Genomic DNA, 25,682 nt, shown 5'->3' on the forward strand with positions numbered 1-25,682 from the left:
GTCAGTTATCCTCCCGTTTCAGTTCGATAATCAGATAACCCAAAAAAAGCCAAAGCCCGATCAGGCTCAGGAAATAAAGAATATCTGCCGCTTCCAGAACGCCTTTGGAAAGGGTGGAAAAATGCGTGAGGAAGGAAAAATCCGCCACCAATGTGGCCAGCCAATCCGGTGCCCAGCCTTCAAAAAAGGCCAAAACGATGGGCAGGCCGCTTACGGTGAACAAAAAGCACAGGGCAATGGCCAGCACGAAGGCGATCACCTGATTGCGTGTGGCGGCGGACATGGCAGCCCCGATGGCCAGATATCCCCCTGCCATCAAAAGGGCGGCCAGATAGCTTGCCAAAATCACCCCGTTATCGGGGTCGCCCAGATAATTGACGGTGATCCAGATGGGAAAGGTGAGCATAAGTGCCAAAGCAGCCAAGGCCCAGGCCGCCAGAAATTTCCCCAAAACCGCAGACCAGGTGCCAACGGGCAGGGTGAGCAGCAATTCTATGGTGCCGGATTTGCGTTCTTCAGCCCAAAGCCGCATGGAAATGGCGGGGATAAGAAACAAAAACAGCCAAGGTTGATAGGTGAAAAAGGCACTGAGATCCGCTTGCCCGCGTTCGTAGAACCCGCCCACATAAAATGTAAAGACGCCCGATAGCATCAGATAGATAACGATGAACACGATGGCGACGGGTGTGGAAAAATAGCTGGTGAATTCGCGTTTGAACACGCTGGTCAGGGCGGCGCTCATGCGATTGTCTCCTCGGCCCTGTCTGCATCGGTGGCCGCATCAGAATGGGTCAGTGCGCGGAAGGCATCGTCGATCCGTCCCGCTTCCAGTGCAATTTGGCGAATGGTGATGCCGTGCCCGCCCAATAGCATGCGGGCAGGATCAAGAAGATCCGCCTTCGCTTGCGGGAAAAGGGTGAAGCGCGTCAGCCCGCCACTTTCATGCTGCTCAAGATTGGCCAAACCTTCCATCTCCGCAAGGGTAGAGCGGGCCGCTTCGGCCTGATCGGTGGACACTTCCAAAGTCACGGCCCCATGATAGCGCGACCGTGCCTTGAGATCCGCCGGGGTGCCATCGGCAACGATCCGGCCCCGATCAATGATAATAAGGCGGGAGCACAGGGCTTCCACTTCTTCCAGCACATGGGTGGAAATCAGGATGGCCTTGTTGGGGGCCATTTGCTCGATCAGGCGGCGGACTTCATGTTTTTGGTTGGGGTCCAGCCCGTCAGTGGGCTCGTCCAGAATCAGGACATCGGGATCATGCAAGATCGCCTGTGCCAAACCAACACGGCGGCGATAGCCCTTGGACAGGGTTTCAATGGGTTGATGAAGCACCGGCAGCAAATGCACCGATTGTGCGGCCTTTTGAATGGCCTCTTTTGCTGCCATCCCCGACAATCCCCGCACTTGGGCAATGAACTGTAAAAAGCCGCCCGCGGTCATATCATCATAAAGCGGCGCCCCTTCGGGCAGATAGCCCAGTTTTTGGCGTGCAGCGATCGGATGATCGGTGACATTCAGGCCGCAGATTTCCGCCATCCCCGATGTGGCGGGCAGAAATCCCGTCAGGATTTTCATGGTGGTGGTTTTTCCGGCCCCGTTCGGCCCAAGAAAGCCCAGAACTTCGCCCTTTTGAACGGCGAGAGAAATGCCGTCTACCGCCACGAATGATCCAAAGCGTCTGGTCAGTTCATGGGCCTTGATCATGCAATCCATGTGCATCGTGCAACCCCTTGCTTATGATCGAAAAGCTGCGCACAACCGAATCGCCGATCCGATTGTGCACCAGCGCCAGTTTTGGTCGCATCCGTTATTTATGCCATTGTGTTCTTGAGGTGAAGGGGGTCAAACGGCTCTTTTGGCCGTGCGGGCAAGACCGTCGAACAGATCGAACATACGGGCGCGCCATTGGGTGATGATGTCGTCATCTTCCAAAATGGCAAAATCCGTGCAGCAATGCGCCCAGACAAAGGGGCCAAAGACAGAATAGTCCGCATAGCTTGGGGTTTCGCCACTCAAGAAAGGCTGATGGCGCAATGTGCTGCGCATGGGGTCCAGCGCTTTGCGGAGCGCAATCACGGCCTTGTCGCGTCCGGCCTTTGCCTCTTCCAGGCTGCATCCCAGATGTGGCTCGCGGGTGGAGCGGAAATAGGCTTGGTCTTCCTCATCAAGGCTGGCGCAAATATCGGCGGCCAGCATGGGGAACAACCCTCTCAGAATGGTCGCATCGGCCCAGTTGTTTATGAAATAGGCCTGCCCCATGCCAACGGGTCCGCCGAACAGAGAGGGCGCATCGGGATAGGTTTTTTCCAGATAACAGGCGATATCCCATGCTTGAGATACCCATTCGCCATTATCTTCAATCACCGGCACGGTTTTGGAGCCAGAAGGTGCGAAAGCCGATTTATCCAGAAAGCGCGTCGCAACCCGCTCAGGTGTGATGCCTTTATGGGCAAGGGCCATACGGGTGCGCCAAACAAAGGGAGAAAAGCTGAGCTCGGCATCACTTCCGGTCAATTCAAACAAACGCATATAGAGATTCCTCATACTCTTTCGAAAAATAGCGAGCGCGGAGTGTGACCGCAGTGTCACCTCCGCGCAAGAGGAGTTCTGGGCTGCCCCTTCGTTTAAGGCAGCAAGAGGGGGCTTAGTCTTTCATCTGGAAACTGCCTGACCCTGAACTGCGCATATGTTTTACTTTCGGGCTGCCTTTGGCGGTTACGTCTCCTGAACCGCTGATGGATATCTGGATGCTTTTTGCAGCATGAACATCGGTATCGCCCGACCCGCTGATTTCAACATCAACGTCGTCACACACCAAGTCGAATGCGGAAATATCGCCCGATCCATTGATTTCATATTCGGCTTCATCGCAGCGCCCCTGTGCGGAAACATCCCCGGAGCCATTGATGTTGATTTCAAATTCTTCACTATCGATTCCGGCGATGATGGCATCCGATGAGCCATTGATGTCAATGCCTTCCAGCTTGGGCACCTGAATGGTGGCCTGCATATCGCCGCTATGATGGAAACGGCCCTTCATGCGGATGACAAGGGTGTCGCCTTTGACATCGGTTTTAATGCGCTCCTGATCATCGGCATCGGCAGTGATGGCAACCGACTGCTTGGGCCCCACGGTGACGTCGGCATCAATGCTGCCATTGATGGCGATTTTGGTGAAAGACGGGACATCGCGGGTCTGGGTAACAGGGGCGGCAAGCGCTGTGGTGGATAGCAAAAGGGCACAACCAAGGGCGCTCAGCGATTTGGTGTGTATGGTCATGGCTCATCTCCTCGCAAATGTTTTATGTAGAATCGATATATATCAATCAGGCATTATAATCAACAGCGCCATAAGGATGTGAAGAGAGCGGCACATTGTTATAAAAGTGTGGGTGCGGGCCGTTTCACCCACGAAAAAGCCCACCGTGATGAACACGGTGGGCAAAGTTTGGGGAATGCTCTAGCACATCATTCTCCAGGCGGAAGCCCGGAGCGCGAAGCGCCAGCTCGCATCGGGACCGCAATTACATCCTTGAATGTAATATAATCAGAATAAGCGACAATCTTGCGATGTCAACACAAAAACAGTACTAAAATGTCGTAAATTGATTGTTTTTTATACTTATTGTCACATCTCTGATCTTCGCGCGGCGATGTCTCTTGCTGCAATGGCCGGGGCGTCATTCTCGAACCGGCTGCGTATATAGCTTAAAACGGCGGCCAGTTCTGCATCGCTTAGATGATCGAATCCGGGCATTTCATTGCTATAGGCGCGTTCTTCATCGGGCAGGCTGGCGCTGCCGCCCAGAACAAAGTCGATCAGCGCCGTATCCGGGCCATTGATCCGGCGGGAGCCCCATAATTCCGGCTGCATCATCGGCACACCGCCGCCATCGGCTTGATGGCAACTGAGACAATGTTGCTCATAAACGGCCTTGCCGGTGACGGTTTCGGCATTGGCGGGCAAAAGGCCCGCCAACACAGATGCAAGAAAGAGGGTAATCAGAACTTTAGCGGTGGTCATAGGTGATCTTCCAGATGCGGCCACCGGCATCATCGGCCACATAAAGTGCGCCATCGGGGCCGACGGCAAGGCCGGTGGGGCGATGTGTGGCCGCACGCGGGCTTGCCAATGGCTCTTCCCCTTTGAATTTATCGGCGAAGATGGACCAGTCGCCGGTGATCTCGCCTGCGTCATTCATGGGAATGAAGGCCACATTATAGCCCTGTTGCGGCAAGGGCGCACGATTCCAGCTGCCATGAAAGGCGATGAAGGCGCCCTTCCTGAAATAGTCGGGGAAAGCGTCGCCCGTATAGAAGGTCAGATCATTGGGGGCCCAATGGCCGGGGAAGGCGGTCAAAGGAGCGATGAAGTCGGGATTTTCCGCAGGGGTCTTTCCATCGCCGCCATATTCCGGCCCTTTCATCCGTTCGCCGCGCTGATGATCCCAATAGCTATAGGGCCAGCCATAATTGCCGTCTTTCTGGGCGCGGTGGAATTCTTCCGCGGGCAATTCGGCACTTTGTTTTGCCGTGTAATATTGCGGGAAAAGCTGCTGCAACTGATCGCGGCCATGGCCGATGAAATAAAGCGCATTTGCGGAATGGTTCCAATCCATAGCCAGGCCATTGCGGATGCCGGTGGCATAGCGCTCTCCATCTTCCCCGTGTTTTTGGCCTGTCTTATTGGCGTCAAAGCGCCAGATACCGGCTTGAAGCTCAAGCTGCGGGCAGGGGGAAAGACCGGGGCTGCCCGGTGTGCGGGCGCGTTCCTGGCAGGCATTGGACGGTGCCCCCACCGTGACATACATATGGCCCTGATCATCGAAGGTCATGGGCTTGGTGGCATGCTGGTTTTGGCTGGGAAAGCCTGAAACGACAATTTCTGCGTCGCCTGTGGGAACGGCCGCTTCACCTAGCTTATAGCGTCCAATGGTCGTATCGGAGCTGAAATACAGCCAGTCCTTATAAAGGGCGAGGCCGGTACCGCCGAATGAACCGAATTCCTTAATTTCATCGGCTGAGCCATCGCCATCGCCGTCTGTCAAGGCGATCAGCCAGCCATCTTTGTTTTTGCTGTAAAGAGACGCGTAAACCGTGCCATCTTCGCGCACAGCAAGATGGCGCACTCTCCCCATATCATCGGCGAAAACTGTCGCTTTGAAGCCCTTGGGAACGCGAATGCCAAGGGTGGCATCCTGTTCTCCGCTGGCGGCGGACCAATCCCGTGATTGCGCCGAAGCACTGACAGGGCCAAGAAGGCTTAAGGCACAAAAGGCGAGGAGGGCATGGCGCGTCATCTCGAATTCTCCTTTAAACAGACGGATTAGACGCTATTTAATGAGTTTCATCCTCAAGCGCCAGTTTTCAAAAACAGCAAAAGAGATCGAAGGATAACCTATGCGCCTCAATATTGCCCGTCCCGATGCCATTGATGTTCTTTTAAGCAGACGGTCGGTGAAAACCCGGGACATGGTAGAGCCGGGGCCTTCGGATGAAGAGATGGCGGTGATCTTGAAGGCAGGGATGCGGGTGCCCGATCATGGCAAGCTCTCTCCATGGCGGTTTTTCGTTTATAGCGGCACCGCGCGCGAGGCGCTGGCCGACATCATCTCGGATGCGTTTTGCAAGGAAAGTCAAACCTTGTCGGACGCGCAATCAGCGAAAATGCAAAGATTTGCGGTGCAAGCCCCAAGGCTGGTTATTCTGGCGTCTTGCCCATCACGGGAGAAACCAATCCCCGATTGGGAACAGCATTTGTCTGCGGGGGCCAGCGCCATGTCTATGCTGATTGCCGCCCATATGCTGGGCTATGTGGGGCAATGGCTTACCGATTGGCCGGCTTACAGCCCGCGCTTGAAAGCGCATCTGGGGCTTGGGGACGCGGATAATATCGCCGGCTTTTTGTTTTTCGGGTCGGCTGGCGATCAACCACCGGAGCGCCCCCGTCCAGACCCCGACAGCCTTGTGCAATATTATCGCGCACGGGCCGATCTGGACGATTGATTGATCGCTATTTCAGCTCACTTTGTTATTTCAAAACGCGCGCCAGAACAGCCAGGGCTTGCGCCTGATCGTCGTCTGTTTCGATATCGGCAATCACCTGAGCGGCGCTTTGGATGGATTCAATCCGTGCCAAAGCCTGTGCCACCGCCAGCCGCGCCCGGTCCCGTTCAAACCGTTCATCATGGTCGGCCACGGCTTTCAGAATATGTTCGGCCAATGGGGCGACGGCGGCATGGGCAGAAGAGCGGCGGGAAAGCTGATCGATCAGGCGGCTTTGCGCCCGAAGGTCTGTCACGCGGGAGGCAAGGTCTATGGCCCGATCCACATGACCGCCCACGCTTAGCGCGGCCACGGCATCGCCAATGGCAAGGGCGCGATCATAATCCGAACGCACGCCGCCGGCCAGATTGGCCGCCCGATTGGCATAATCTTCATACATTTCCATGTCGCCCAGCATATGGGCCGCAAGTGCCAATCCGGCATAGATTCGCGCCCGCTCATGGTTAAGGCTAAGGGTTTCCAGTGCAAGAGCCGCTTGGTCCCGCAGCTTTATCGCCTCTTCGGTTTCGCCGCGTTTGGCTTGGATAACCGCAAGGCGCATTTCGCCAAGGGCTTTTAAAAGGACATTATCAATGCCTTGAATACGTGCGGTTAATGGCCCAACCGGAATGGCATTGGCATCAACGCCGTTTTCCGCCAGATTTTCCACCATGCGGACCGCATAGCGCAGGGCAAGCAATGGTTCGACGATCATATCCAATGTGGCTTGTGCGGCATCCATATCGCCCATGCGGGCCTGGGTTAATGCAATGGTGCCCAAGGCATCAGCTTTTAAAAAGCGGTCTTTCAGCGCATGGGCGGCCTCAATGGCTTCTTCCGTGCGCCCTACGCCGGTCATGGGGCCGACAATCCGCACCATTTTTTGCTCGGTACCGATGGAAATACCGATATCTTCCGCCGCTTGTTTGGCCAGATCCACGGTGGCATTGGCCCTTTTCATATCGCCAAGACGTTCAAAGGTTTCAGCGATGGCAATCAGCGTATCCACCCGTGCGATGGGCAATTCTTCTTCGGCTGTGATGGTAAGGGCCGCGGCCAAGGCGCAGCTTTGGCTCGGATTTTGAAGGCATTGCCGAACCAGATCGCCACTGGTGCTTTGCTGTTCTATTTCAGCCTGCGCCATAAGGGAGCCGGAAGACGCAGGAGCCTGCCGAAGCTCTATCCCCGAAGGGGCGGCAGCCATGGTCAGGACGGCCACAAGGCTCATGGCGGCGGGACGAAGCGGGCGAAATGAAATCATGGAAACTCCTGCGTGGCTGTCGTTTATCGTGTGTTGGTTATGTGGATGGTGCGGCGGTCTTTATGGCACATAAGGTTCTTAAAATGGCAAGAAGCGGCGCATTTGCCACCCCTGTTACGGTTTTTGGCGTCCAATGACGCTGGGCAGCGCAGATAATATCTTCAAGGACGGGGCTGTTTGGGTCTTTATGCGGCAAGCCATAGCCAAAGCTGGATAAAAGATATGTCAGTTCGGTGACTGTTTCGTGGCAGGGGGCCCCCATTGGGTCGGAAAGGCTCTGTGCTGCCTCGTCTGCCACATGTGGAAACAGGCCGATGCCTTCTTCGGCCAATCGTGCCCATGGAAAAAGCTCGCCCGGATCGGTTTTGCGCGCGGGGGCCACATCGGAATGTCCCAGAATATGCCAAGGGGCGATCGAGTGGCGTGCCAAAAGATCATGCGCCAAGGCGATCAGGCGTTTGATTTGCGGTTCTGGGAAGGGACGATAGCCAAATTCATGGCCGGGATTGACCAGCTCGATGCCGATGGAGCGGCTGTTGATATCCGGGTCCCCTTCCCAATGGGCAACACCCGCATGCCACGCGCGTTTGTCCTCTTCCACCAGCTTATAAAGGCTGCCGTCTTCATCGATCAGATAATGGGCGGAAACCTGTGCTGCGGGATCGCAAAGCCGCGCCAATGCTTCTTGGGCTGTGCGCATGCCGGTATAGTGCAAAAGCAGCATATCCGGTGCGCGGTTATCGGCACGGGGACCAAAATTGGGCGATGGGCGGTGGATGATCCCCGGCACTGAAGCCATCATATCTGCCTGGGCCTCTTTTGATACTAAGGAGTTTCTTTTCTACGCGTCCGCAAGGGGATGATCAACATCCGGGAAAAGCAGGGCGTGGCACAGCCAAGGCTTGGCGGTTATTGAGTGCGCTGGGCGCGGACCCGTTCATAGGCCACGGTGATGGCGGCCAGCCGATCTGTTGCCACCTGAATAAATTCACGGGGCAAGCCCAAAGCCATCAGATGGTCGGGATGGTTTTCTTTAATCAAGCGGCGATAGGTTGCTTTTAGGTCCTCGTCGGAAATAGAGGGATCAATCCCCAGAACCACATAGGGGCTGGACCGGTCCGGGCCGATATGGCGTGCCGCCAGACAATCGAATTTGGCATCGGAAAAGCCAAATATGGTGGCCACCTTTTTAAGGAAATCCAGTTCCGAAGGATGAACGCTGCCATCGGCCTTGGCGATATAGAACAAGGCGTCGATCAGTTCTTCCAAAACAATGGCGCGGTCGGTGAACAGGGCGGCGACCTGCCGGGCATAAACCTCGAAACCGGCTGTGTCGCGCTTGGCCATATCATAAACCCGCGCCACATTTTTCAGTTCATGGGCCGGAACTTTGAAAATAGCCTGAAAGGCATCCACCTCGTCCTGGGTCACCTGCCCATCGGCTTTTGCCATTTTTGCAGACAAGGCAATCACGCCAATGGTGAAGGTGATTTTTCGTGTGGCCATGTCGTCGGGCTCGCTTCCCGCGATACGGCGAAGCAACCCAAAAGCTGCAGAGGTGACAGATTCCCAAATCGACATAGGTTCTCTCTACTCGCCAAGGGCTTAGGATTCCAGAAAATTCCACCAATAATGCGCTGGCAATGATGCGCCAACCGGAAACACGGCTTCGGGACACGGGCTTGTGATAGCTTGTCCATTGTTTTTGTAAAGGCGGGCGCGATAATCCCTTTTTGGCCCATTTTAGACAGGGATGAATGATGAGCAGCACAACTATGAACAAGGCAGCGGTGCCTTTGCTTATTCAGCGTATTGCCGTGACACTTTTTATGGGAATCTGGGCGCTGGATAAATTTGTGAACCCCGATCACACGGCGGGTGTTTTCACCAAATTTTATGGCATCAGCCTGCCGGTGGAAATGACATGGGTGTTGGGTTTGGTGCAATTGGCGGTTTTAGCGGCCTTTTTGGTCGGCTTCATGAAAACCTACAGCTATTTTCTGGTGTTTTTGATGCATGCGGGCAGCACGCTTTCCGCATGGAAGGTTTATTTCGCTCTTTATGATGGCAATCTGCTGTTCTGGGCGGCCATTCCGGTGCTGGCGGCTTTGTGGCTGCAATTTTCTCTGCGCGATTTCGATAGCATCTCTTTGGATAACAAATTGCGCGCGGGAGCTTTGCCGTCCTGAGCGGATCATCAGCCGCGCAAAGCGGATAAAGGTCTTGTATGACAGACGCTGTCGCGCGATTTTGTGCGGCGGCGTTTTTTATGGATCGCTTGGCGATGAATACACCGGAAGGGCTCCGCTATGGAACCGGTTGATAGATATTTCGCTTCAACAGCCGTACCGCCTTATGTGGCGGTTATTTTCACCAGCCTGCGCCATCTGGAGGATGATGCGGAAGGCTATGGGCGGATGGCGGAGGATATGGACCGTTTGGCAGCCGAGCAGCCGGGCTATCTGGGCATGGAAAGTGCGCGAGACAGGGACGGGTTCGGGATCACTGTCAGCTATTGGCGGGATGAATTGTCTGCCAAAGCATGGAAAGCCGATGCCCGCCATAAAGTGGCACAGAAGCATGGGCAAGAGCATTGGTATCGTGCTTATTATGTGCGTATTGCCACAGTGACGCGGGCTTATGCTAAGGATGTTCCCCATACAGAACATACTGCGTGAGGATGGTTTGGAATGAGAGACATGATGCAGCGTTTTTTTCTGGTTTTTACCGCGATTTTGAGCCTTGCGGCCTGTGCGCATTTTGAAAACCGCGATGCCATTCTGGTGACCAGTGTTCAGCCCGATTATCCGCAAGAAGCCCGTGACCAGGGCATCGAAGGGCGTGTGGTTTTGGAATATATCATCAATGAAGAGGGTATCCCTGTGGATATCCAGATTGTCGAGGCGACACCCAAGGGTGTGTTCGAGCTTGCCGCCATCGCCGCTTTGTCCCAATGGCGCTATCAGCCTGCCTTGAAAATGGGGCGTCCTACGCGCAGCCCCGAAGCGGAAGCGGTGCTGAATTTCGAACTGGCGCAATAAGATGGCGCAATAAGATAAAGGGCGAGGGATACTCACGCTTGCGGCGGTATCCTCTGTTTTGATTACACGCTAGTCTGTCGGGGAATGGCGCAGCAATGGGACGGGTGCTTTACCATGACCGAAGCGGCAAAACCCTGGCATCGTTATTACGATCAGTCATCTGGTCCTTTTCATCCCGAACGCCTGTTGGCCGGCAGCATGGCAGAGCTCATCGAACGAGCCTGTGCCGAACATGGCGACCAATTGGCTTATAGCTGCTGCCTGCCCAATGGCGCCCATGCAAGCCTGCGATTTTCCGAAATCGAAACCTTGTCTGCAGCCCTTGCGTTTTTTTTACGCGATGATCTGGGGTTACAGCCCGGCGATGTGGTGGCCATTCAGGCCCCCAATGTTTTGGGCTATCCTGTTGCCGCCTTTGCGGTGATGCGCGCCGGATTGATCCTCACCGGTATCAATCCGCTTTATACCGTGTCGGAAGCTAATTATCAGCTTAAGGATTCCGGAGCCAAAGCGCTTTTTATTCTTGATCTGTTTGGCGATAAACTGGCCCAATCCCTGAAAGATACGGATGTGCGCCATGTGATCCGTTTGTCGGTGGCGGACCAATTCCCCACATTCAAACGCCTGATGATCCAGATGGTGCTGCGCCATGTGCAAAAACGTATTCCGCCTATGGCCGTGCCGTCTATTTCTTTGGCAGAGGCGATCAAGCGGGGCCACAAGAAACAGGCAGGGCGTGATGCTGCGGTGCTGACGGCGGACCGCAAGCTGGATGATGTGGCCATCTTCCAATATACCGGTGGCACCACCGGTCGGTCCAAAGGGGCAGAGCTGACCGAGCGCAATCTATTGGCCAATATCACCCAGCAAGATACATTCAACGGAGCGCGTTTGCGGGCCCTTAGCGAAGGGCAGGAAACCAGCTTGCTGATCTTGCCGCTTTATCATGTTTATGCCTTGGCCATTGGGGCAATGCACGCCATGCGGTCGGGTACCCATATGGTGCTGGCCCCCAATCCGCGTCCTTTAAGCAATTTACGGTCGGCGTTTGAACAGTTCGAGATCAGCATGTTGCCGGGGATCAACACGCTGTTCAATGAATTGCTGAAGCAAGAATGGTTTACCGAAAACCCGCCGGCGTCCTTGCGCTGGTGTTTTTCCGGCGCGGCTCCTTTGAGCGAGAGCACACGTCTGCGTTGGGAAAAGCTTACCGGTTGTCGGATCTATGAAGGTTATGGCTTGACCGAAGGCACGTGCATTGTTTCTTCCTCTCCCCTTGATGGCAGCGCCAAGCCCGGCACTGTGGGGGTGCCCATTCCGGGGACGGATATTCGTATCGTCGATGATGCAGGCACTCTTCTGGAGCTGGGGGAATCGGGGGAAATCCTGGTGCGCGGCCCGCAGGTGATGCGCGGCTATCTTGGCCGCCCCGATGCCACCAAAGAGACGATCCGCGATGGCTGGCTTTATACCGGCGATATCGGGCGTTTGGATGAGGATGGTTTTTTGACCATTCTTGATCGCAAGAAAGATATGCTGATCGTTTCGGGCTTCAATGTTTATCCTTCGGATATCGAAGAGGTGATCCAAAGCCATGATGCTGTTTTGGAAGCCGCCGTGGTGGGAATACTGGACGACCGCACGGGGGAAGCGCCGGTGGCTTATGTTGTGCCGCGTGTGGCGGGATTTGGGGAAGACGATATCCGCCGCCATTGTGAAGACTATTTGACCAATTACAAACGCCCCCGCCATTATGTGTTGGTTGAGGAGCTTCCCAAATCTCCGGTGGGGAAGGTGTTGCGTCGTACACTACGCGAAGAGGCAAGACAGCACTTTGGTGCGGATAAGGTGCAGTGAAGATCGGGCGATTTTTGGCGATTGCGCTTGATCCCGTTCTTTCAGCTACCTAATGTTCGCCGCACTTGGATTTTCTTTGCGGAACGGGATTTGGAACAGGCATGCAGTCGCCGGAACAAGTGAAACTGGCCATCATCGGGTTGGGATATGTGGGATTGCCATTGGCTGTGGCCTTTGGACGCCGCGTCGAAACGGTGGGCTATGATATCAACAAGCATCGGGTTGCGGAGCTGAAAGCCGGGCATGATGCTACTTTGGAGGCAACGGCAGAGGAGCTGTCGTCTGCTGCGCTTTTGCGTTTCACCAGTGATCTGGATGATATCCGCGACTGCACGGTGTTTATCGTTACGGTTCCCACGCCGATCGATTCCCATCTTCGTCCGGATCTGACCCCTTTGATCAAGGCCAGCGAAAGTATCGGCCAGATCCTGAAACCGGGCGATTTGGTGATTTACGAATCCACCGTTTATCCCGGCGCCACCGAAGAAGTGTGCGTGCCGATATTGGAACAGGTGTCCGGTCTTAAATATAAAGACGACTTTTGCTGCGGTTATAGCCCCGAGCGCATCAATCCCGGCGATAAGGACCATCGCTTGCATTCGATCGTGAAGGTGACATCGGGCTCCACACCGCAAGCGGCGGACTTTGTGGATGCGCTTTATAAAATGATCATCGAGGCGGGAACCCATCGGGCCAGTTCGATCCGCGTGGCGGAAGCTGCCAAAGTGATCGAGAACACCCAGCGGGATCTCAATATCGCACTGGTGAATGAACTGGCGGTGATTTTCAACAAGCTGGGCATCGATACGCTGGAAGTGTTGGAAGCCGCGGGCACCAAATGGAATTTCTTGCCATTCCGTCCCGGTCTTGTGGGGGGGCATTGCATCGGCGTTGACCCTTATTATCTCACCTATAAAGCCGAAGAGGTGCGCCACCATCCGGAAGTGATTTTGGCCGGCCGTCGCATCAATGATGGCATGGGGCGCTATATCGCCGGCGAGATTATCAAGAAGATGATCCACCGCAAGGTGCCGGTATCTGGCGCAAAAGTGCTGGTTCTGGGACTGACCTTCAAGGAAAATTGCCCCGATCTACGCAATACGCGGGTTGTGGACATCGTAACCGAACTGACCAGCTATGGTGCCCAGGTTTCGGTCTATGACCCTTGGGTCGATCGGGATGAAGCCACACGGGAATGTGGCGTTACGCCCTTGAGCGAATTGGGCGATGATTATGATGCTGTGGTGCTGGCCGTGGCCCATCATCAGTTCATCACCATGGGGGCAGATGCCATCCGGGCCTTGGGTCGGCCCGGTGCTGTGCTTTATGATATCAAGTCGGTATTGCCCAGAGATCAGGTGGACGCCCGATTGTAACGGTCTGGCGAAAGAGCAGGGAATAGGCTTTTGAAAATTCTGGTAACCGGTGCCGCTGGCTTTATTGGCAGTCATGTGTCGCTTTATCTTTTGGCGCGTGGCGATGATGTGGTGGGCTTGGATAATCTGAATGATTATTACGACCCAACATTGAAGCAAAAGCGGCTGGATAGGATCGCCGCTTTTTGCGATGGCCGGTTGAATGACGATATTTATCCCGAAATACGCACAGAAAAGCCGATGGGCCGTTTTACCTTCCACAAGCTGGATCTGGCAGATCGGGACGGCATGGCGGCCTTGTTTGCGGAGGAAACGTTCGATCGGGTGGTGCATCTGGCGGCGCAAGCCGGTGTGCGCTATTCCATCGATGATCCCTTTGCCTATGTGGATAGCAATATCACCGGTTTTCTGACGGTGCTGGAAGGGTGCCGCCATCATAATGTGGAGCATCTGGTCTATGCCTCCACCAGCTCGGTTTATGGATCCAATACCCATATCCCCTTCACGGTTTCGGAACCGGCAGACCACCCTGTCGCTTTTTATGGGGCGACCAAACGCGCCAATGAGCTGATGGCGCATAGCTATTCGCATTTATTTGCTTTGCCCACCACCGGCTTGCGCTTTTTCACGGTCTATGGCCCGTGGGGGCGGCCCGATATGGCGCTGTTTAAATTCACCAAAGCGATTTTGGAAGACCAGCCCATCGATGTGTTTAATTATGGCCATCACAAACGGGATTTCACCTATATCGACGATATCGTCAAAGGCGTGGTGGCTTCATTGGATCATGTGGCCCGGCCCGATCCGGATTGGGATAGCGACAATCCCGCCTCCGATCGCTCTAAAGCGCCGTGGCGGGTGTTCAATATCGGCAATGAACGGCCGGTGGAACTGATGCGCTATATCGGCCTTCTGGAAGAGGCGTTGGGCAAGGAGGCGCAGAAAAATCTGCTGCCTTTGCAGCCCGGCGATGTGCCCGATACCTATGCCGATGTCTCCAGCCTTGTGGCAATCACCGGCTATCGCCCCGACACCCCGGTGGAAGAGGGCGTGAAGCGCTTTGTCGATTGGTATCGCAGCTATTATGGGGCTTGAGTGAGCGGTTAAAAAGACCCACTCTTGTTCCATGACCATTCGCCCCGATGATATGGCTGCCTTCAAGGCGGTTTTGGATGACAAAAGCTGGTCCACCAATGCGGATGAAATCGCGCCGCATCTGGTGGAATGGCGCGACCGTTATCAAGGCAGGTCGTCGATCCTGTTAAAGCCCGATAACACCGAAGCGGTGGCCCGCATTGTGCGCGTGGCCAATGATCGTCATGTGCCGCTGGTGGTGCAAGGCGGCAATACCGGGCTTGTGGGGGGTGGCGTGCCCGATGCGGGCGGCGGTGAAGTGTTGCTTTCTTTAAAGCGCATGACCGCCGTGCGCGATGATGTTTCGGGGGATGGATTTTCGCTTGGCGTTGAAGCGGGGGTAACCCTGCAAGCCGTACAGGAAACGGCCAAAGCCCGTGATCGCCTGTTTCCTTTAAGTCTTGCCTCTGAAGGTACGGCAACCATCGGCGGTGCGATCTCTACCAATGCGGGCGGGGTGCATGTGCTGAAATATGGCACCATGCGGAGCCTGATCTTGGGGCTGGAAGCGGTGCTCCCCACCGGTGAGATTTATCACGGGCTTACGCGCCTTCATAAAGACAATACCGGCTATGATCTGAAGTCGCTTTTGTGCGGGGCCGAAGGCACATTGGGGGTGGTCACAGCGGCGACGTTGAAACTGTATCCGGCCTTGCACTGCCATGCGGTTGCTTTTGCGGGCTTGAAGGATGTGGCAGATGCCTTGGCATTGCTGGCCCATATGCAGGAGGCCTGTGGGGACCGGTTGATCGCTTTTGAACTGATCCCGCGGTTCGGGCTGGAACTGGTGAGTTGCCATATGCCCCGGTGCCGGGACCCTATGGAAACGGCCTATCCGTGGTATGTGTTGATGGAATTGGCCTCCAGCAATCAGGCGGAAGATCTTGATCCGGTTTTGGAACAGGCGCTGGCATCGGCCCATGAAAAGGGCATGGTGCAAGATGCGGTGGTGGCGGCAAGCGAAGAACAGGCGGAAGGGCTTTGGCGGTTGCGCCATTCATTGTCCGAGGCGCAAAAATATGCGGGTGGGTCCATCAAGCATGATCTTTCCTTGCCGCAATCCAGAATTCCCCAATTTATCCAGCAGGTGACAGAGCAGTTGGCGCACCGAGTGCCGGGGATTCGCCCTTGTATTTTCGGACATTTGGGCGACGGTAATCTGCATGCCAATTTCACCCAGCCCGAAGGGGCAGACAAGGCGGCGTTTCTGGACCGCTGGGCTGACATCAGCCGCATGGTGCATGACCTTACGGTGGAAATGGGCGGCTCGATTTCTGCGGAACATGGCATTGGCCGGATGAAGGTGGGGGATCTTGAGCGTTATAAAGACCCGGCGGCCCTTGCGGCCATGCGCCGGATAAAAACGGCGCTCGATCCCAATAATATTCTCAATCCCGGACGTATTCTGGCCATGCCCGGCCATTGAGCCGCTTGTATCATGGTGCGGGCCAGTGTAGCAAAAGCCTGCGCAACACGCCATCAAGGCCGTGGCGGGGCATTTCAAAACAGGAAGGCGAAAAATGGGGGGCGGTTTTTCAATATCCATGCCGTTTGCCATTGCGGCAGGGGGCGCATTGGGGGCGTTGTCGCGCCATTATCTGGCCGGATGGATCATGCGGTTGACCGGGGGCGGTTTCCCCTATGGCACGCTGATGGTCAATATCGCAGGGGCTTTCTTGATGGGGCTTTTGGTGGAAGCTTTGGCGGTACGCTTTTCGCTAACGCCCGCTTTGCGCGGGTTTTTGGCTGTGGGCTTGTTGGGTGGCTTCACCACCTTTTCCGCCTTTTCCCTTGAGGTGGCCTTGATGATCGAACGCCACCAGCTTGGTGTGGCGGCTTCTTATAGCCTGCTTTCCGTTGGCCTGTCGGTCATTGGATTGTTTGCGGGCCTTTATGTAGGACGGATTTTCGCATGAGCGATGTGCAACATCTCAGTGTCTCTCAAGATGAAGACGGGATTCGTCTGGACCGGTGGTTCAAGCGCCATTATCCGGGCTTGTCTTTCGGGGTTTTGTCCCGGCTTTTGCGCACCGGGCAAATCCGGCTGGATGGCAAGCGGGCTAAGCCGGGGGATCGTATCGCCGCCGGTCAGGACATTCGTGTTCCTCCTGTGGGGGCAGACGCAACCCAGTCACCGCGGGGGGCCGGACGCACGCCAAAAGAAGGGCTGAGCGATCAAGACATTGCAGAAGTGCGCTCTTGGGTTTTGTATAAAGACGAGCAGGTGATCGCGCTGAATAAGCCAGCGGGATTGGCGACCCAAGGAGGGCCGGGGATCACTCGCCATGTGGATGGTCTGCTAGACGCTTTGCGGTTTGGCAAAAACGATGAACGCCCACGCCTTGTGCACCGTTTGGACAAGGATACGTCGGGGGTTTTGATGATCGCCCGTACGGTGCGTGCGGCATCGGAATTGGCGGCGGCGTTCAAGGGGCGCGATGCCCATAAGGTTTATTGGGCATTGGTCAAGGGCACGCCCAGCCCGCGCGAAGGCAAGATTTTGGCACCGATGGAAAAGCTGCCCGGGCCGGGGGGCGAACGTATGGTGGTGACAGACCGTGGCAAGCCCGCCCGCACGCTTTATGCGGTGATTGAAAATGCCGGGCAAAAGGCCGCTTGGCTGGCGCTGAAACCCTTGACCGGCCGCACCCATCAATTGCGCCTGCATTGCGCCCATATGGAGCATGTGATTGTGGGAGATGGGAAATATGGCGGTTCGGAAGCGTTCTTGGGCGGCCTTGTGTCACGAAAACTGCATTTGCATGCCCGCCGTTTGCGGGTGCCCCATCCCGATGGCGGGGTGGTGGATGTGATCGCTCCGCTTCCCAACCATATGGATGCCACATGGGAAACCTTTGGCTGGGATGCGGATTATGAAGACGATCCGTTTGAAGATGCGGGTTTTGTCTAAGGAACGACTTTCTTAAGGCGCAGGCCGGTCGCTGAGATAATAATGCTCGATGGGGGCAAGGTCATCATCAAGCCGGTATAAAAGCGGTGTGCCAGTGGGGATTTCCAGATTTGGGATATCGTCATCGGAAATCTTGTCCAGATATTTGATCAGCGCGCGTAAGGAATTGCCATGCGCTGCCACCAGAACGGTATTGCCCGCTTTCAAGGCCGGGGCCAGCCGCTCATGCCAATAGGGCAAAAACCGCTCCACCGTATCCTTGAGACTTTCGCTATGTGGTAAAAGGGCCGGATCGATGGTGCGATAGCGCCGGTCGTTGATCGGCAAGCCGGGATCGTTGTCTTTTAAAGCGGGCGGCGGCACATCATAGCTGCGGCGCCAGATATGTACCTGTTCCGCCCCGACCTTATCGGTCATTTCCTTTTTGTTCAGCCCTTGCAGCCCGCCATAATGCCGTTCATTCAAACGCCATGATTTTTCCACCGGCAGCCACAGGCGGTCCAGTTCATCCAGGGCGATATGCAGGGTGCGAATGGCGCGTTTCAGCAGCGATGTGAAGCACAAATCCGGTTCCAGACCGTGGTCGCGGATCAGCTTTCCGGCTTCCATGGCTTCGCTTCGGCCCTTGTCCGACAGGTCCACATCGACCCAGCCTGTGAAGCGGTTTTCCAAATTCCATTGGCTTTGGCCGTGGCGCAGCAAAATCAGATCGGGCATGGCGGTGTCCTGTAATTGGGAAGGAGGGGAGGGACGTTTGTGCCCAATAAGGCGTTGCCGCGTCAAGAAAGTCTTGAGCGGTATAACACCATCCGCGTGACCGGTTTACCAACGCTCCACAAAGGGCCGTAAATCCATTTCAAATGTCCATGCGGATTTGGGCTGGCGGGCCGTATGGAAAATGGTGTCGGCGATATCGTCGGCTTTCAGGAAAAACGTATCGGGCCTGTCGGGCAACACCTTGCGGGTGCGGGGCAGATCGATCACCCCGTCAATGATAAACAGCGCCACATGGATGCCTTTGGGGCTTAAAAACCGCGCCAGAGATTGCGCCACGGAACGTTGGGCGGCCTTGGCCGCAGCAAAGGCGGTGGTTTTCGGCCCGCCTCGCACCGAAGCGGTGGCCCCGCTTATCATAATGGCCCCGCCGCCTTTTTTGATCATGCCGGGGATAACCTGCTGCGCCGCGCACAAAAGGCCCGTGGCGTTGATACGAAAGGCGCGGTCCATGTCTTCAACTGTGGTGGCATCCGGTGTGCTCCAGCTTCCGCCGCCCACATTAAAGCACAAGACATCCACCGCCCCCATGTCACCGGCAACAGCCTGAAATGCAGAGGCCAGGCTTTCCGGATCGGCTGCATCACATGGATAGGTGCGGGCCCTATCCACCTGTTTTGCGAACATATCGAGCTTTTCATGGCTGCGCGAAAGCAATGCCACATCATAGCCGCCTTGGGAAAAGCGTTTGGCCAGAGCCAAACCATTGCCGGGGCCAACGCCGATAATCGCACAGACAGGTCGAGCCATAAGCCATCTCCGGTTAGAGGGTGCGGAATTGGGGCCTTGTGCTATCGCGCCGGGCTTTCCACCATTTGGTCCGCCCGTTTGATTTCGCCGCTTTTAAGGCGCGCATGATAGCTTTTGATGTCGCGTTTCAATTCTCCGGCCATCAGGTAAATGCCGATGATATTGGGCACAGCCATCAGGAAAAAGAAGCTGTCCATGATATCAAATACCTGCGACACGGTGAACACCCCGCCGGGGATCAAGGCCACCACATAAACGACTTTGAACAAGGTGTTGCTCGTGGTTGAGCTGCCAAAGACAAAGGCCCAGATCTTGCTGGAATAATAGCCCCAGCTGATGATGGTTGAATAGGCAAAGAGCACAACGGCCACCGCCAGAACGATATCGAAGCCATCGATCACGCTGTTAAAGGCCCAGCTTGTCATTTGAATGTCGGTCAGCCCTTCCACCTGCCAAGCGCCGGTGACCACGATCACAAGGGCGGTCATGGAAGAAATCACCACCGTATCAATGAACGGCTCTAAAAGCGCTACCATGCCTTCGGAAACCGGTTCGCGGGTTTTGGCGGCCGCGTGGGCGATGGTGGCAGACCCAAGGCCCGCTTCCGTGGAATAAACGGCACGGCGCATGCCCCATACAAAGGCTCCGATAATGGCGCCTATGCCGGCTTCGGGCTTCCAGGCTTCGCGTATAATCAGGGCAAAGGCATCGGGGATCTGGGCGGCATTGGACAAAATGATAAACAGCGCCGCCCCGATATAAAGCGCGGCCATCAAGGGCACCAGCTTTACCGTTACGCTGGCGATCTTGCTAATGCCGCCAACGATCACGACGGCTACAAGCCCCGCCAAAACGATGCCGAACAGCCAAGGGGCATCAATGCCGGTGACAGCGGAGAACTGGCTGTAGGACTGGTTCACCTGTGCGATTTGCAGCAAGGAAGGAATGGCGAACAGGGCATAGCTCCAAGCCAGAACGAAGCCGATTTTTTTCCAGCCGCGCGCCGCCAAACCCCGGCCCAGATAATACATGGGCCCGCCAGATACCGTGCCGTCTTCATGGTGTTTGCGGTATTTCACGCCCAGCGTACATTCGGCAAATTTCAGCGTCATGGCGAAAAAGCCGATCACCGTCATCCAAAAGGCGGCGCCGGGGCCACCCATGGCAATGGCAATGGCAACCCCTGCGATATTGCCCAATCCAACCGTGCCTGAAAGGGCCGTGGATAAGGCTTGGAACTGAGTGACTTCACCGGGGGCATTATCGTCGCGATATTGGCCCTTCAGGATTCGGCCTGCCAATTTGAAAGAGCGCAGATTGATGAAGCCAAAATACACTGTGAGAAACAGCATAGGGGCGGCCATCCAGATCACAATAAGTTCAACAGGCGTTCCAAATAGGCTGATTTTATAGAAAACGGCTCCTGAAAGCCCATCGATCATCTGATCTATAACACTCGCCGATGCCGGGCCAGACACCAATAAAAGCGCTGCAAATACAGCCAATATGGCGGTTTTCCCCAGATTATATGCACGCATCTTGTTCTTATCTTTCTTAAGATTCCTTATGTAAGACAGCTTAGGGGCAGGTTCATTGAACGGCAAGGATATGACGCTTGAAGTTTTGGCTCTCAATCTGCACTGTCTCGTCAGTAAAATAATAAAAGGACCTGACCGTGGCGCACGCGGCCTCTTCCAACTCTCCTCAATTTTCATCCCGCTTTGCTTTCATCTTCGCCGCTGTAGGGGCCGCTGTGGGCCTTGGCAATGTGTGGAAGTTCCCCTATGCCGCCGGCGAAAATGGCGGGGCCGCTTTTGTGGCGGTGTATCTGATCGGGCTGGTGCTGGTGGCCGCTCCGATCTTTGTGGCCGAAGTGGTCATCGGCAGGCGGGGCGCCGCCAGCCCGCCCGAAGCGCTGCGGCGCCAAGCGGTGGAGCATGGCAAGTCCAAAGGCTGGCGTATTCCGGGGCTGTTCGGCCTGTTGGCCGGACTGTTCGTGATGAGCTTTTATTCGGTGATCGCCGGATGGACGCTGGATTATATTTCCTTTGGCGCGCGGGGGATGTTTTCCAGCTTTACAGCGGAAACCGCCAGCCAGCATTTCGATGATCTGAAAGCGTCTGTGCCGCGTTTGTTATTCTGGCAGGGGCTGTTCATTCTGGCCACCTTGGGCATCGTTGCCATGGGCGTGAAGAAAGGCATCGAACGCGCCGTTACGGTGATGACCCCGGCTTTGGGGGTTTTGCTGATCTTGTTGGTGATTTATGCTCTGGCCACAGGGGATGCAGGCCGTGCCATCGAGTATCTGTTCCGTCCCGATTTCTCGAAGCTGACCCCGGATATGGCGCTGGCCGCCGTGGGGCAGGCTTTTTTCACCCTGTCGGTGGGGATCGGCGGCGTGATGATGTATGGCGCCTATCTGCCCAAGGATGCGTCCATCTTTCGTGCCTCCGGCATGGTGGTGGCGGCCGATACGGCGGTGGCCTTGCTGGCCGGATTGGCGGTATTCCCCATTGTTTTTGCCAATGGGCTGGACCCTTCAGGCGGGCCGGGATTGGTGTTCGTCACCTTGCCGCTGGCCTTTTCCACCATGCCCGGTGGCGATATTCTGGGGACGCTGTTCTTCTTCTTTTTGTTCATCGCAGCTCTGACATCGGCCATCGCCCTTTATGAACCCGTGGCTGCGTGGCTGGCGGAACGCGGGGTTAGTCGCATCAAAGGCACGATGATTGCCGCTTTTGGCAGTTGGCTGTTGGGCTTGTTGAACATTTTCAGCTTCAATCTGTGGAAAGATTTTTCGCCCTTGGGCTTTTTACCGGGTCTTGAGGGCATGACATTCTTTGGATTGATCACCAATGGCTTGGACAAGTTGATTCTGCCCATTGGGGCGCTGATTATTTCATGGTTCGCAGGGCGGCTTTTGGCGCGGAAAGCGGTGATGACGGAACTGGGGGTAGAAGGCGGATTGCTGTTCCGTTTTTGGATTTTCTCCCTGCGCTGGATTACCCCTGTGGCGGTGGCGATCTTGTTCCTTGTGAATCTGATTTAGGCCATACATCTGATCCCGTCTCACGGCAGTTTGAGCGCTTTTGAAGGGGTATTGATCGGTTCAAAAGTAAAAAGCTGATAGGATAAGCCCATGAAAATCCGGTTGATTATCGCTTCTGCCCTCTGGCTTTTTGCTGTGACGGCTTTCATCGCGCCGCATATGGTTGCCGCGCAAGATATCCCGCGCGGTTGGAAGACCGAGTGGAAGAAAACGGATTTCACCAAGCGGTCAGTGGACCTTTCCGAGATTTTCTCCGGCGGCCCGCCCAAAGACGGTATTCCGTCCATCGACCGGCCCGGTTTTGAAACGATCAAAGAGGCCGATTGGCTGACAGACCGCTCGCCGGTCATCAGTCTTGAGGTTGCGGGCGAGGCGCGGGCCTATCCCTTGGCCATTCTGACACGCCATGAAATCGTCAATGACCGTATGGGCGATATACCCATTGCTGTAACATTCTGCCCCTTGTGCAATGCCGCCATCGTGTTCGAGCGGCAGTATAATGGCCGTGAGCTGGAATTTGGCACCACGGGCAAGCTGCGCAATTCGGATCTGGTGATGTATGACCGGCAAACCGAAAGCTGGTGGCAGCAATTCACCGGCACCGGCATTGTCGGGCGGTTGACCGGAGCCGAGCTGGAGCGTTTGCCATCCCGCCTGGAAAGTTTTGCCCGATTCAAAGAGCGCTTTCCCCATGGCAAGGTGTTGAAGCGCCCCTATAGCCGCACCGGACTTTATGGGGGCAATCCTTATGAGGGCTATGACAGCCTTGCCCGCCCCTTCTTATATGATGGCAGCCTGCCCAAGGATATTCCCGCCATGGCCCGTGTGGTGAGCGTGGGAGAGCGGGCCTGGACACTGGACCTTTTGCGCCGCGAAACACGCATTGAAACCATGGACGGGTTGGTTCTGGAATGGGTGCCGGGCCAAGCCAGCGCTTTGGATGCCCATGAGATCGACCGGTCACGGGATGTGGGCAATGTCAGCGTGCAGCGCAAAACCGCTGACGGGCTTGTGGATGTGGTGCATGGCGTGGATTTTGCTTTTGCCTTCCACGCCTTTTATCCCGATGCCCAAATCATTCATGACATGGAAACCCCCTAAGAGCTAAGTGCGGAACGCATCTTCGGGGTCTAGCCCCAGGCCCAGCAATAACAGCGGGTCCGGGCCGGGCCATAACGCTTGCGACCAATCCAGTTGGTCGCGTGCATTGAATTGGATGCCTTCCGCTTCCAATCTTTGGCGTTGCTCAAAAGCGCCCTGATGCGGGCTCACCGTTCCTTTCGCATTCACCACACGGTGCCACGGGATGCCCGTTTTATCCCCGATGCCAGCCAAGGCATAGCCCACCATGCGTGCCGTAACACCGGGGACATAGCGTGCAATCTGCCCATAGCTTGCCACCTGCCCCGAAGGGATCGCGCAGACCAGCTTGTGGATACGCTTTGTTTTTTGTGTGTTCATGAAAGCCTTGCCATTCTGTCTGTTCAAAGCTGAGTTACCCATAAGCCCCCCATGCCCGCAAGACCTTGACTTCACAGCACCGCTCGCGCACCCATTTGCGGCGCGAAACTTTCTTTTCATTTGCACGGGATTTTGGCTATGGGCGTTCTTGGAATAATCGGCGGCAGCGGGCTTTATGATATGGATGGGCTTTCGGATGTGCGCGCCGTCCATGTGGAGTCGCCTTTCGGATCGCCGTCCGACAAGATCGTGCGCGGGCGCTTGGGGGATCTGGAACTGGCCTTTTTGCCTCGCCACGGGGTGGGCCATCGGCTTAGCCCCACCGGCATCAATTACCGCGCCAATATCGATTGCCTGAAGCGTCTTGGCGTGACCGATATTTTATCCTTATCGGCGTGTGGATCGCTGCGGGAAGATATGGCGCCGGGCGATTTTGTTCTGGTGGATCAATTCATTGATCGCAGCCGCGCCCGGCCTTTGTCCTTTTTCGAGAATGGCCTTGTGGCCCATGTGTCCATGGCAGAACCCACCTGTTCGCGGCTGCGGCAGAAGGTGGCTGTGGCGGCCAAGGCGCTGGGCATCCCCTTGCATGAAAAAGGCACCTATCTGGTGATGGAAGGCCCGCAATTCTCGACACGGGCTGAATCGCATCTTTATCGTCAGTGGGGGGCGGATCTGATCGGCATGACCAATATGCCGGAGGCCCGTCTCGCCCGCGAAGCAGAGATCTGTTATCTGACGGTGGGGATGGTCACCGATTATGATTGCTGGCGCGAGGGGGAGGCGCATGTGGATGTGAGCGCTGTGCTGGAAATTCTGGTGAACAATGCCAAGACCGCCCAAAAGCTGGTGGCCGATACGGCGCCCCTTATTATGGAGGAACGGTCCGAGACCTGTGAAGCAGGCTGTGACCGGGCTTTGGAAATGGCCATTGTTACCCATCCCGACAAGCGCGATGCGGCTTTGATGGATCGGCTGGATGCTGTGGCCGGACGTGTTCTGGGGAGGGCGGCGCAATGACCGGGAAAATGCAAAAAGAACAGCAGATAAATCAAGTGGGCGACCTGGCAAGCCGCTGGGCCACATCCAGGGTGCGCACCATCCCCGATTTTCCCAAAAAGGGTATCCAGTTCCGGGATATCACCACGCTTTTGGCCGATGCAAAAGGCTTCCGCAAAGCGGTGGATGAACTGGTGCAGCCCTATGTGGGCGTGTCCATTGACAAGGTCGCGGGGATTGAAGCACGCGGCTTCATTCTGGGCGGGGCCATTGCCCATCAACTGGCCTGTGGTTTTATCCCTATCCGCAAGCCGGGCAAATTGCCCTATCGCACCATCGGTGAAAGCTATCAGCTTGAATATGGCGAAGACCGGTTGGAAATGCATGAAGATGCGGTGCGGTCAGGCGATCTGGTGCTGCTTACCGATGACCTGATTGCCACCGGCGGCACCGCCGAAGCGGCAATCAAGCTGATCCGGCAAGCGGGCGGCACCGTGGTTGCGGCCTGTTTTGCCATTGATCTTCCCGATCTGGGCGGAGCGCAAAAAATCCGCGATATGGGGGTCGAGGTCATGACCCTGTGTGCTTTCGCAGGGGATTGACTATTCGGCCTAGGTGGCGATGGGCTGGATAAGATCCCAGCCATTGCCATAAAGGTCTTTGAAAACCGCAACGCTGCCATAGGCTTCATGGCGCGGCTGTTCGCAAAATTGCACCCCGGCTTTTTTCATGCGGTCATAATCGCGGGTGAAATTGTCTGTGTGCAGGAAAAAGCCCACGCGCCCGCCGGTTTGATCGCCGATGCGGGCGATTTGATCCGCCCCTTCGGCCTTTGCCAATAAAAGACACGCGCCTTGCCCGTCGGGCGGGGCAACGCGCACCCAGCGTTTACCGCCGCCCAATGGCTGATCTTCCAGCAAAGAAAACCCCAGCATATCGCAATAAAAAGCGATGGCTTCGTCATAATCGCGAACCAATAGGCTGATGGCGGCGATCATCGGCATGGGCTTTGCTCTTT

The 25,682-nt window shown here is 55.8% G+C and carries 28 protein-coding genes; 14 read left to right on the plus strand and 14 right to left on the minus strand.

The features are described from left to right. Position 1: 1 nt before the first annotated feature. The 6 genes from IEX96_RS07435 to IEX96_RS07460 all read right to left on the minus strand — a co-directional run bounded on the left by IEX96_RS07435 (position 2) and on the right by IEX96_RS07460 (position 5,306). Entirely contained in the window at positions 2-742 is a 741-nt protein-coding gene (locus IEX96_RS07435) for an ABC transporter permease subunit (RefSeq protein ID WP_150001599.1), read from the minus strand. After that, the gene (locus tag IEX96_RS07440; protein WP_229773603.1) at positions 739-1,725 is read right to left on the minus strand and encodes an ABC transporter ATP-binding protein; all 987 of its coding nucleotides are present in this window, start codon (positions 1,723-1,725) and stop codon (positions 739-741) included. The genes IEX96_RS07435 and IEX96_RS07440 overlap by 4 nt, the downstream gene beginning before the upstream one ends. Positions 1,726-1,848: 123 nt before the next feature. Beyond that, positions 1,849-2,535, minus strand: a complete 687-nt coding sequence (locus IEX96_RS07445; RefSeq protein WP_150005281.1) for a glutathione S-transferase family protein — start codon at positions 2,533-2,535, stop codon at positions 1,849-1,851. A 115-nt stretch (positions 2,536-2,650) separates the two neighbouring features. Continuing rightward, entirely contained in the window at positions 2,651-3,286 is a 636-nt protein-coding gene (locus tag IEX96_RS07450; protein WP_150005280.1) for a head GIN domain-containing protein, read from the minus strand. Positions 3,287-3,634: 348 nt separating this feature from the next. After that, positions 3,635-4,030 carry a c-type cytochrome gene (locus IEX96_RS07455; protein ID WP_188873721.1) on the minus strand — a complete coding sequence of 132 codons (396 nt, stop codon included), beginning with the start codon at positions 4,028-4,030 and terminating at the stop codon, positions 3,635-3,637. Further along, positions 4,017-5,306 carry a PQQ-dependent sugar dehydrogenase gene (locus tag IEX96_RS07460; RefSeq protein ID WP_188873722.1) on the minus strand — a complete coding sequence of 430 codons (1,290 nt, stop codon included), beginning with the start codon at positions 5,304-5,306 and terminating at the stop codon, positions 4,017-4,019. Before IEX96_RS07460 ends, IEX96_RS07455 begins: the two co-directional genes overlap by 14 nt. Positions 5,307-5,406: 100 nt before the next feature. Between IEX96_RS07460 and IEX96_RS07465 the strand changes: the two genes are divergently transcribed. Beyond that, positions 5,407-6,012, plus strand: a complete 606-nt coding sequence (locus IEX96_RS07465; protein WP_150005277.1) for a nitroreductase family protein — start codon at positions 5,407-5,409, stop codon at positions 6,010-6,012. Positions 6,013-6,037: 25 nt separating this feature from the next. Here IEX96_RS07465 and IEX96_RS07470 read toward each other — a convergent pair whose 3' ends face one another. The 3 genes from IEX96_RS07470 to IEX96_RS07480 form a co-directional block, all read right to left on the minus strand. Further along, the gene (locus tag IEX96_RS07470; RefSeq protein ID WP_188873723.1) at positions 6,038-7,312 is read right to left on the minus strand and encodes a hypothetical protein; all 1,275 of its coding nucleotides are present in this window, start codon (positions 7,310-7,312) and stop codon (positions 6,038-6,040) included. Between the two features lie 37 nt (positions 7,313-7,349). After that, on the minus strand, positions 7,350-8,114 hold the full coding sequence (locus IEX96_RS07475; RefSeq protein ID WP_150005275.1) for an N-acetylmuramoyl-L-alanine amidase: 765 nt from the start codon (positions 8,112-8,114) through the stop codon (positions 7,350-7,352). Positions 8,115-8,221: 107 nt separating this feature from the next. Next, a complete protein-coding gene (locus IEX96_RS07480; protein ID WP_150005274.1) occupies positions 8,222-8,893 on the minus strand; it encodes a TerB family tellurite resistance protein in 672 nt (223 codons plus the stop codon). Positions 8,894-9,072: 179 nt separating this feature from the next. Here IEX96_RS07480 and IEX96_RS07485 point away from each other — a divergent pair, with 179 nt between their 5' ends. From IEX96_RS07485 to IEX96_RS07525, 9 genes are all read left to right on the plus strand, one after another. Then, entirely contained in the window at positions 9,073-9,501 is a 429-nt protein-coding gene (locus IEX96_RS07485; RefSeq protein ID WP_150005273.1) for a hypothetical protein, read from the plus strand. A 120-nt stretch (positions 9,502-9,621) separates the two neighbouring features. Beyond that, a complete protein-coding gene (locus tag IEX96_RS07490) occupies positions 9,622-9,990 on the plus strand; it encodes an antibiotic biosynthesis monooxygenase family protein (protein WP_150005272.1) in 369 nt (122 codons plus the stop codon). 21 nt (positions 9,991-10,011) lie between these two features. Then, a complete protein-coding gene (locus tag IEX96_RS07495; RefSeq protein ID WP_188873724.1) occupies positions 10,012-10,353 on the plus strand; it encodes an energy transducer TonB in 342 nt (113 codons plus the stop codon). A 114-nt stretch (positions 10,354-10,467) separates the two neighbouring features. Next, complete coding sequence (locus tag IEX96_RS07500; RefSeq protein ID WP_188873725.1) at positions 10,468-12,210, plus strand: long-chain-fatty-acid--CoA ligase; 1,743 nt, start codon at positions 10,468-10,470, stop codon at positions 12,208-12,210. A gap of 101 nt (positions 12,211-12,311) precedes the next feature. Next, positions 12,312-13,586 carry a Vi polysaccharide biosynthesis UDP-N-acetylglucosamine C-6 dehydrogenase TviB gene (gene tviB / locus IEX96_RS07505; protein ID WP_150005269.1) on the plus strand — a complete coding sequence of 425 codons (1,275 nt, stop codon included), beginning with the start codon at positions 12,312-12,314 and terminating at the stop codon, positions 13,584-13,586. Between the two features lie 30 nt (positions 13,587-13,616). Continuing rightward, complete coding sequence (locus IEX96_RS07510) at positions 13,617-14,681, plus strand: NAD-dependent epimerase (protein WP_150005268.1); 1,065 nt, start codon at positions 13,617-13,619, stop codon at positions 14,679-14,681. A gap of 31 nt (positions 14,682-14,712) precedes the next feature. Further along, positions 14,713-16,146 carry an FAD-binding oxidoreductase gene (locus tag IEX96_RS07515; RefSeq protein ID WP_150005267.1) on the plus strand — a complete coding sequence of 478 codons (1,434 nt, stop codon included), beginning with the start codon at positions 14,713-14,715 and terminating at the stop codon, positions 16,144-16,146. A gap of 94 nt (positions 16,147-16,240) precedes the next feature. Next, entirely contained in the window at positions 16,241-16,636 is a 396-nt protein-coding gene (gene crcB, locus IEX96_RS07520; protein WP_150005266.1) for a fluoride efflux transporter CrcB, read from the plus strand. Then, positions 16,633-17,631 (plus strand): RluA family pseudouridine synthase, encoded by a 999-nt coding sequence (locus IEX96_RS07525; protein ID WP_188873726.1) that lies wholly within the window; start codon positions 16,633-16,635, stop codon positions 17,629-17,631. Before crcB ends, IEX96_RS07525 begins: the two co-directional genes overlap by 4 nt. 12 nt (positions 17,632-17,643) lie before the next feature. Here IEX96_RS07525 and gpmA read toward each other — a convergent pair whose 3' ends face one another. The 3 genes from gpmA to IEX96_RS07540 form a co-directional block, all read right to left on the minus strand. Next, positions 17,644-18,348 carry a 2,3-diphosphoglycerate-dependent phosphoglycerate mutase gene (gpmA, locus tag IEX96_RS07530; protein WP_150005265.1) on the minus strand — a complete coding sequence of 235 codons (705 nt, stop codon included), beginning with the start codon at positions 18,346-18,348 and terminating at the stop codon, positions 17,644-17,646. A 105-nt stretch (positions 18,349-18,453) separates the two neighbouring features. After that, complete coding sequence (locus IEX96_RS07535; RefSeq protein WP_150005264.1) at positions 18,454-19,155, minus strand: SDR family NAD(P)-dependent oxidoreductase; 702 nt, start codon at positions 19,153-19,155, stop codon at positions 18,454-18,456. Positions 19,156-19,196: 41 nt separating this feature from the next. Further along, positions 19,197-20,693 carry an alanine/glycine:cation symporter family protein gene (locus IEX96_RS07540; RefSeq protein WP_150005263.1) on the minus strand — a complete coding sequence of 499 codons (1,497 nt, stop codon included), beginning with the start codon at positions 20,691-20,693 and terminating at the stop codon, positions 19,197-19,199. A 137-nt stretch (positions 20,694-20,830) separates the two neighbouring features. Here IEX96_RS07540 and IEX96_RS07545 point away from each other — a divergent pair, with 137 nt between their 5' ends. Beyond that, entirely contained in the window at positions 20,831-22,204 is a 1,374-nt protein-coding gene (locus IEX96_RS07545; protein ID WP_229773604.1) for a sodium-dependent transporter, read from the plus strand. A 90-nt stretch (positions 22,205-22,294) separates the two neighbouring features. Beyond that, complete coding sequence (locus tag IEX96_RS07550) at positions 22,295-23,305, plus strand: DUF3179 domain-containing protein (RefSeq protein ID WP_150005261.1); 1,011 nt, start codon at positions 22,295-22,297, stop codon at positions 23,303-23,305. A gap of 3 nt (positions 23,306-23,308) precedes the next feature. Here the strand turns inward: IEX96_RS07550 and IEX96_RS07555 are convergent, their stop codons facing one another. After that, on the minus strand, positions 23,309-23,665 hold the full coding sequence (locus IEX96_RS07555; protein WP_188873727.1) for an MGMT family protein: 357 nt from the start codon (positions 23,663-23,665) through the stop codon (positions 23,309-23,311). A gap of 138 nt (positions 23,666-23,803) precedes the next feature. Here IEX96_RS07555 and IEX96_RS07560 point away from each other — a divergent pair, with 138 nt between their 5' ends. Both IEX96_RS07560 and IEX96_RS07565 read left to right on the plus strand, forming a co-directional pair. Beyond that, a complete protein-coding gene (locus IEX96_RS07560) occupies positions 23,804-24,685 on the plus strand; it encodes an S-methyl-5'-thioadenosine phosphorylase (RefSeq protein WP_188873728.1) in 882 nt (293 codons plus the stop codon). A gap of 8 nt (positions 24,686-24,693) precedes the next feature. Next, the gene (locus tag IEX96_RS07565; protein ID WP_150005396.1) at positions 24,694-25,266 is read left to right on the plus strand and encodes an adenine phosphoribosyltransferase; all 573 of its coding nucleotides are present in this window, start codon (positions 24,694-24,696) and stop codon (positions 25,264-25,266) included. A 9-nt stretch (positions 25,267-25,275) separates the two neighbouring features. Here IEX96_RS07565 and IEX96_RS07570 read toward each other — a convergent pair whose 3' ends face one another. Then, complete coding sequence (locus IEX96_RS07570; protein ID WP_150005259.1) at positions 25,276-25,668, minus strand: VOC family protein; 393 nt, start codon at positions 25,666-25,668, stop codon at positions 25,276-25,278. Positions 25,669-25,682: the final 14 nt, after the last annotated feature.

Source organism: Iodidimonas muriae (genome assembly GCF_014647255.1).
Lineage (GTDB): Bacteria > Pseudomonadota > Alphaproteobacteria > Sphingomonadales > Rhodothalassiaceae > Iodidimonas > Iodidimonas muriae.

What these genes read in the sequence shown, in the direction of transcription:
- IEX96_RS07435 (WP_150001599.1), bottom strand. Translation starts at nt 742, where the DNA reads ATGAGCGCCGCCCTGACCAGCGTGTTCAAACGCGAATTCACCAGCTAT.
- IEX96_RS07440 (WP_229773603.1), bottom strand. Translation starts at nt 1,725, where the DNA reads ATGCACATGGATTGCATGATCAAGGCCCATGAACTGACCAGACGCTTT.
- IEX96_RS07445 (WP_150005281.1), bottom strand. Translation starts at nt 2,535, where the DNA reads ATGCGTTTGTTTGAATTGACCGGAAGTGATGCCGAGCTCAGCTTTTCT.
- IEX96_RS07450 (WP_150005280.1), bottom strand. Translation starts at nt 3,286, where the DNA reads ATGACCATACACACCAAATCGCTGAGCGCCCTTGGTTGTGCCCTTTTG.
- IEX96_RS07455 (WP_188873721.1), bottom strand. Translation starts at nt 4,030, where the DNA reads ATGACCACCGCTAAAGTTCTGATTACCCTCTTTCTTGCATCTGTGTTG.
- IEX96_RS07460 (WP_188873722.1), bottom strand. Translation starts at nt 5,306, where the DNA reads ATGACGCGCCATGCCCTCCTCGCCTTTTGTGCCTTAAGCCTTCTTGGC.
- IEX96_RS07465 (WP_150005277.1), top strand. Translation starts at nt 5,407, where the DNA reads ATGCGCCTCAATATTGCCCGTCCCGATGCCATTGATGTTCTTTTAAGC.
- IEX96_RS07470 (WP_188873723.1), bottom strand. Translation starts at nt 7,312, where the DNA reads ATGATTTCATTTCGCCCGCTTCGTCCCGCCGCCATGAGCCTTGTGGCC.
- IEX96_RS07475 (WP_150005275.1), bottom strand. Translation starts at nt 8,114, where the DNA reads ATGATGGCTTCAGTGCCGGGGATCATCCACCGCCCATCGCCCAATTTT.
- IEX96_RS07480 (WP_150005274.1), bottom strand. Translation starts at nt 8,893, where the DNA reads ATGTCGATTTGGGAATCTGTCACCTCTGCAGCTTTTGGGTTGCTTCGC.
- IEX96_RS07485 (WP_150005273.1), top strand. Translation starts at nt 9,073, where the DNA reads ATGAGCAGCACAACTATGAACAAGGCAGCGGTGCCTTTGCTTATTCAG.
- IEX96_RS07490 (WP_150005272.1), top strand. Translation starts at nt 9,622, where the DNA reads ATGGAACCGGTTGATAGATATTTCGCTTCAACAGCCGTACCGCCTTAT.
- IEX96_RS07495 (WP_188873724.1), top strand. Translation starts at nt 10,012, where the DNA reads ATGATGCAGCGTTTTTTTCTGGTTTTTACCGCGATTTTGAGCCTTGCG.
- IEX96_RS07500 (WP_188873725.1), top strand. Translation starts at nt 10,468, where the DNA reads ATGACCGAAGCGGCAAAACCCTGGCATCGTTATTACGATCAGTCATCT.
- tviB (WP_150005269.1), top strand. Translation starts at nt 12,312, where the DNA reads ATGCAGTCGCCGGAACAAGTGAAACTGGCCATCATCGGGTTGGGATAT.
- IEX96_RS07515 (WP_150005267.1), top strand. Translation starts at nt 14,713, where the DNA reads ATGACCATTCGCCCCGATGATATGGCTGCCTTCAAGGCGGTTTTGGAT.
- crcB (WP_150005266.1), top strand. Translation starts at nt 16,241, where the DNA reads ATGGGGGGCGGTTTTTCAATATCCATGCCGTTTGCCATTGCGGCAGGG.
- IEX96_RS07525 (WP_188873726.1), top strand. Translation starts at nt 16,633, where the DNA reads ATGAGCGATGTGCAACATCTCAGTGTCTCTCAAGATGAAGACGGGATT.
- gpmA (WP_150005265.1), bottom strand. Translation starts at nt 18,348, where the DNA reads ATGCCCGATCTGATTTTGCTGCGCCACGGCCAAAGCCAATGGAATTTG.
- IEX96_RS07535 (WP_150005264.1), bottom strand. Translation starts at nt 19,155, where the DNA reads ATGGCTCGACCTGTCTGTGCGATTATCGGCGTTGGCCCCGGCAATGGT.
- IEX96_RS07540 (WP_150005263.1), bottom strand. Translation starts at nt 20,693, where the DNA reads ATGCGTGCATATAATCTGGGGAAAACCGCCATATTGGCTGTATTTGCA.
- IEX96_RS07550 (WP_150005261.1), top strand. Translation starts at nt 22,295, where the DNA reads ATGAAAATCCGGTTGATTATCGCTTCTGCCCTCTGGCTTTTTGCTGTG.
- IEX96_RS07555 (WP_188873727.1), bottom strand. Translation starts at nt 23,665, where the DNA reads ATGAACACACAAAAAACAAAGCGTATCCACAAGCTGGTCTGCGCGATC.
- IEX96_RS07560 (WP_188873728.1), top strand. Translation starts at nt 23,804, where the DNA reads ATGGGCGTTCTTGGAATAATCGGCGGCAGCGGGCTTTATGATATGGAT.
- IEX96_RS07565 (WP_150005396.1), top strand. Translation starts at nt 24,694, where the DNA reads ATGCAAAAAGAACAGCAGATAAATCAAGTGGGCGACCTGGCAAGCCGC.
- IEX96_RS07570 (WP_150005259.1), bottom strand. Translation starts at nt 25,668, where the DNA reads ATGCCGATGATCGCCGCCATCAGCCTATTGGTTCGCGATTATGACGAA.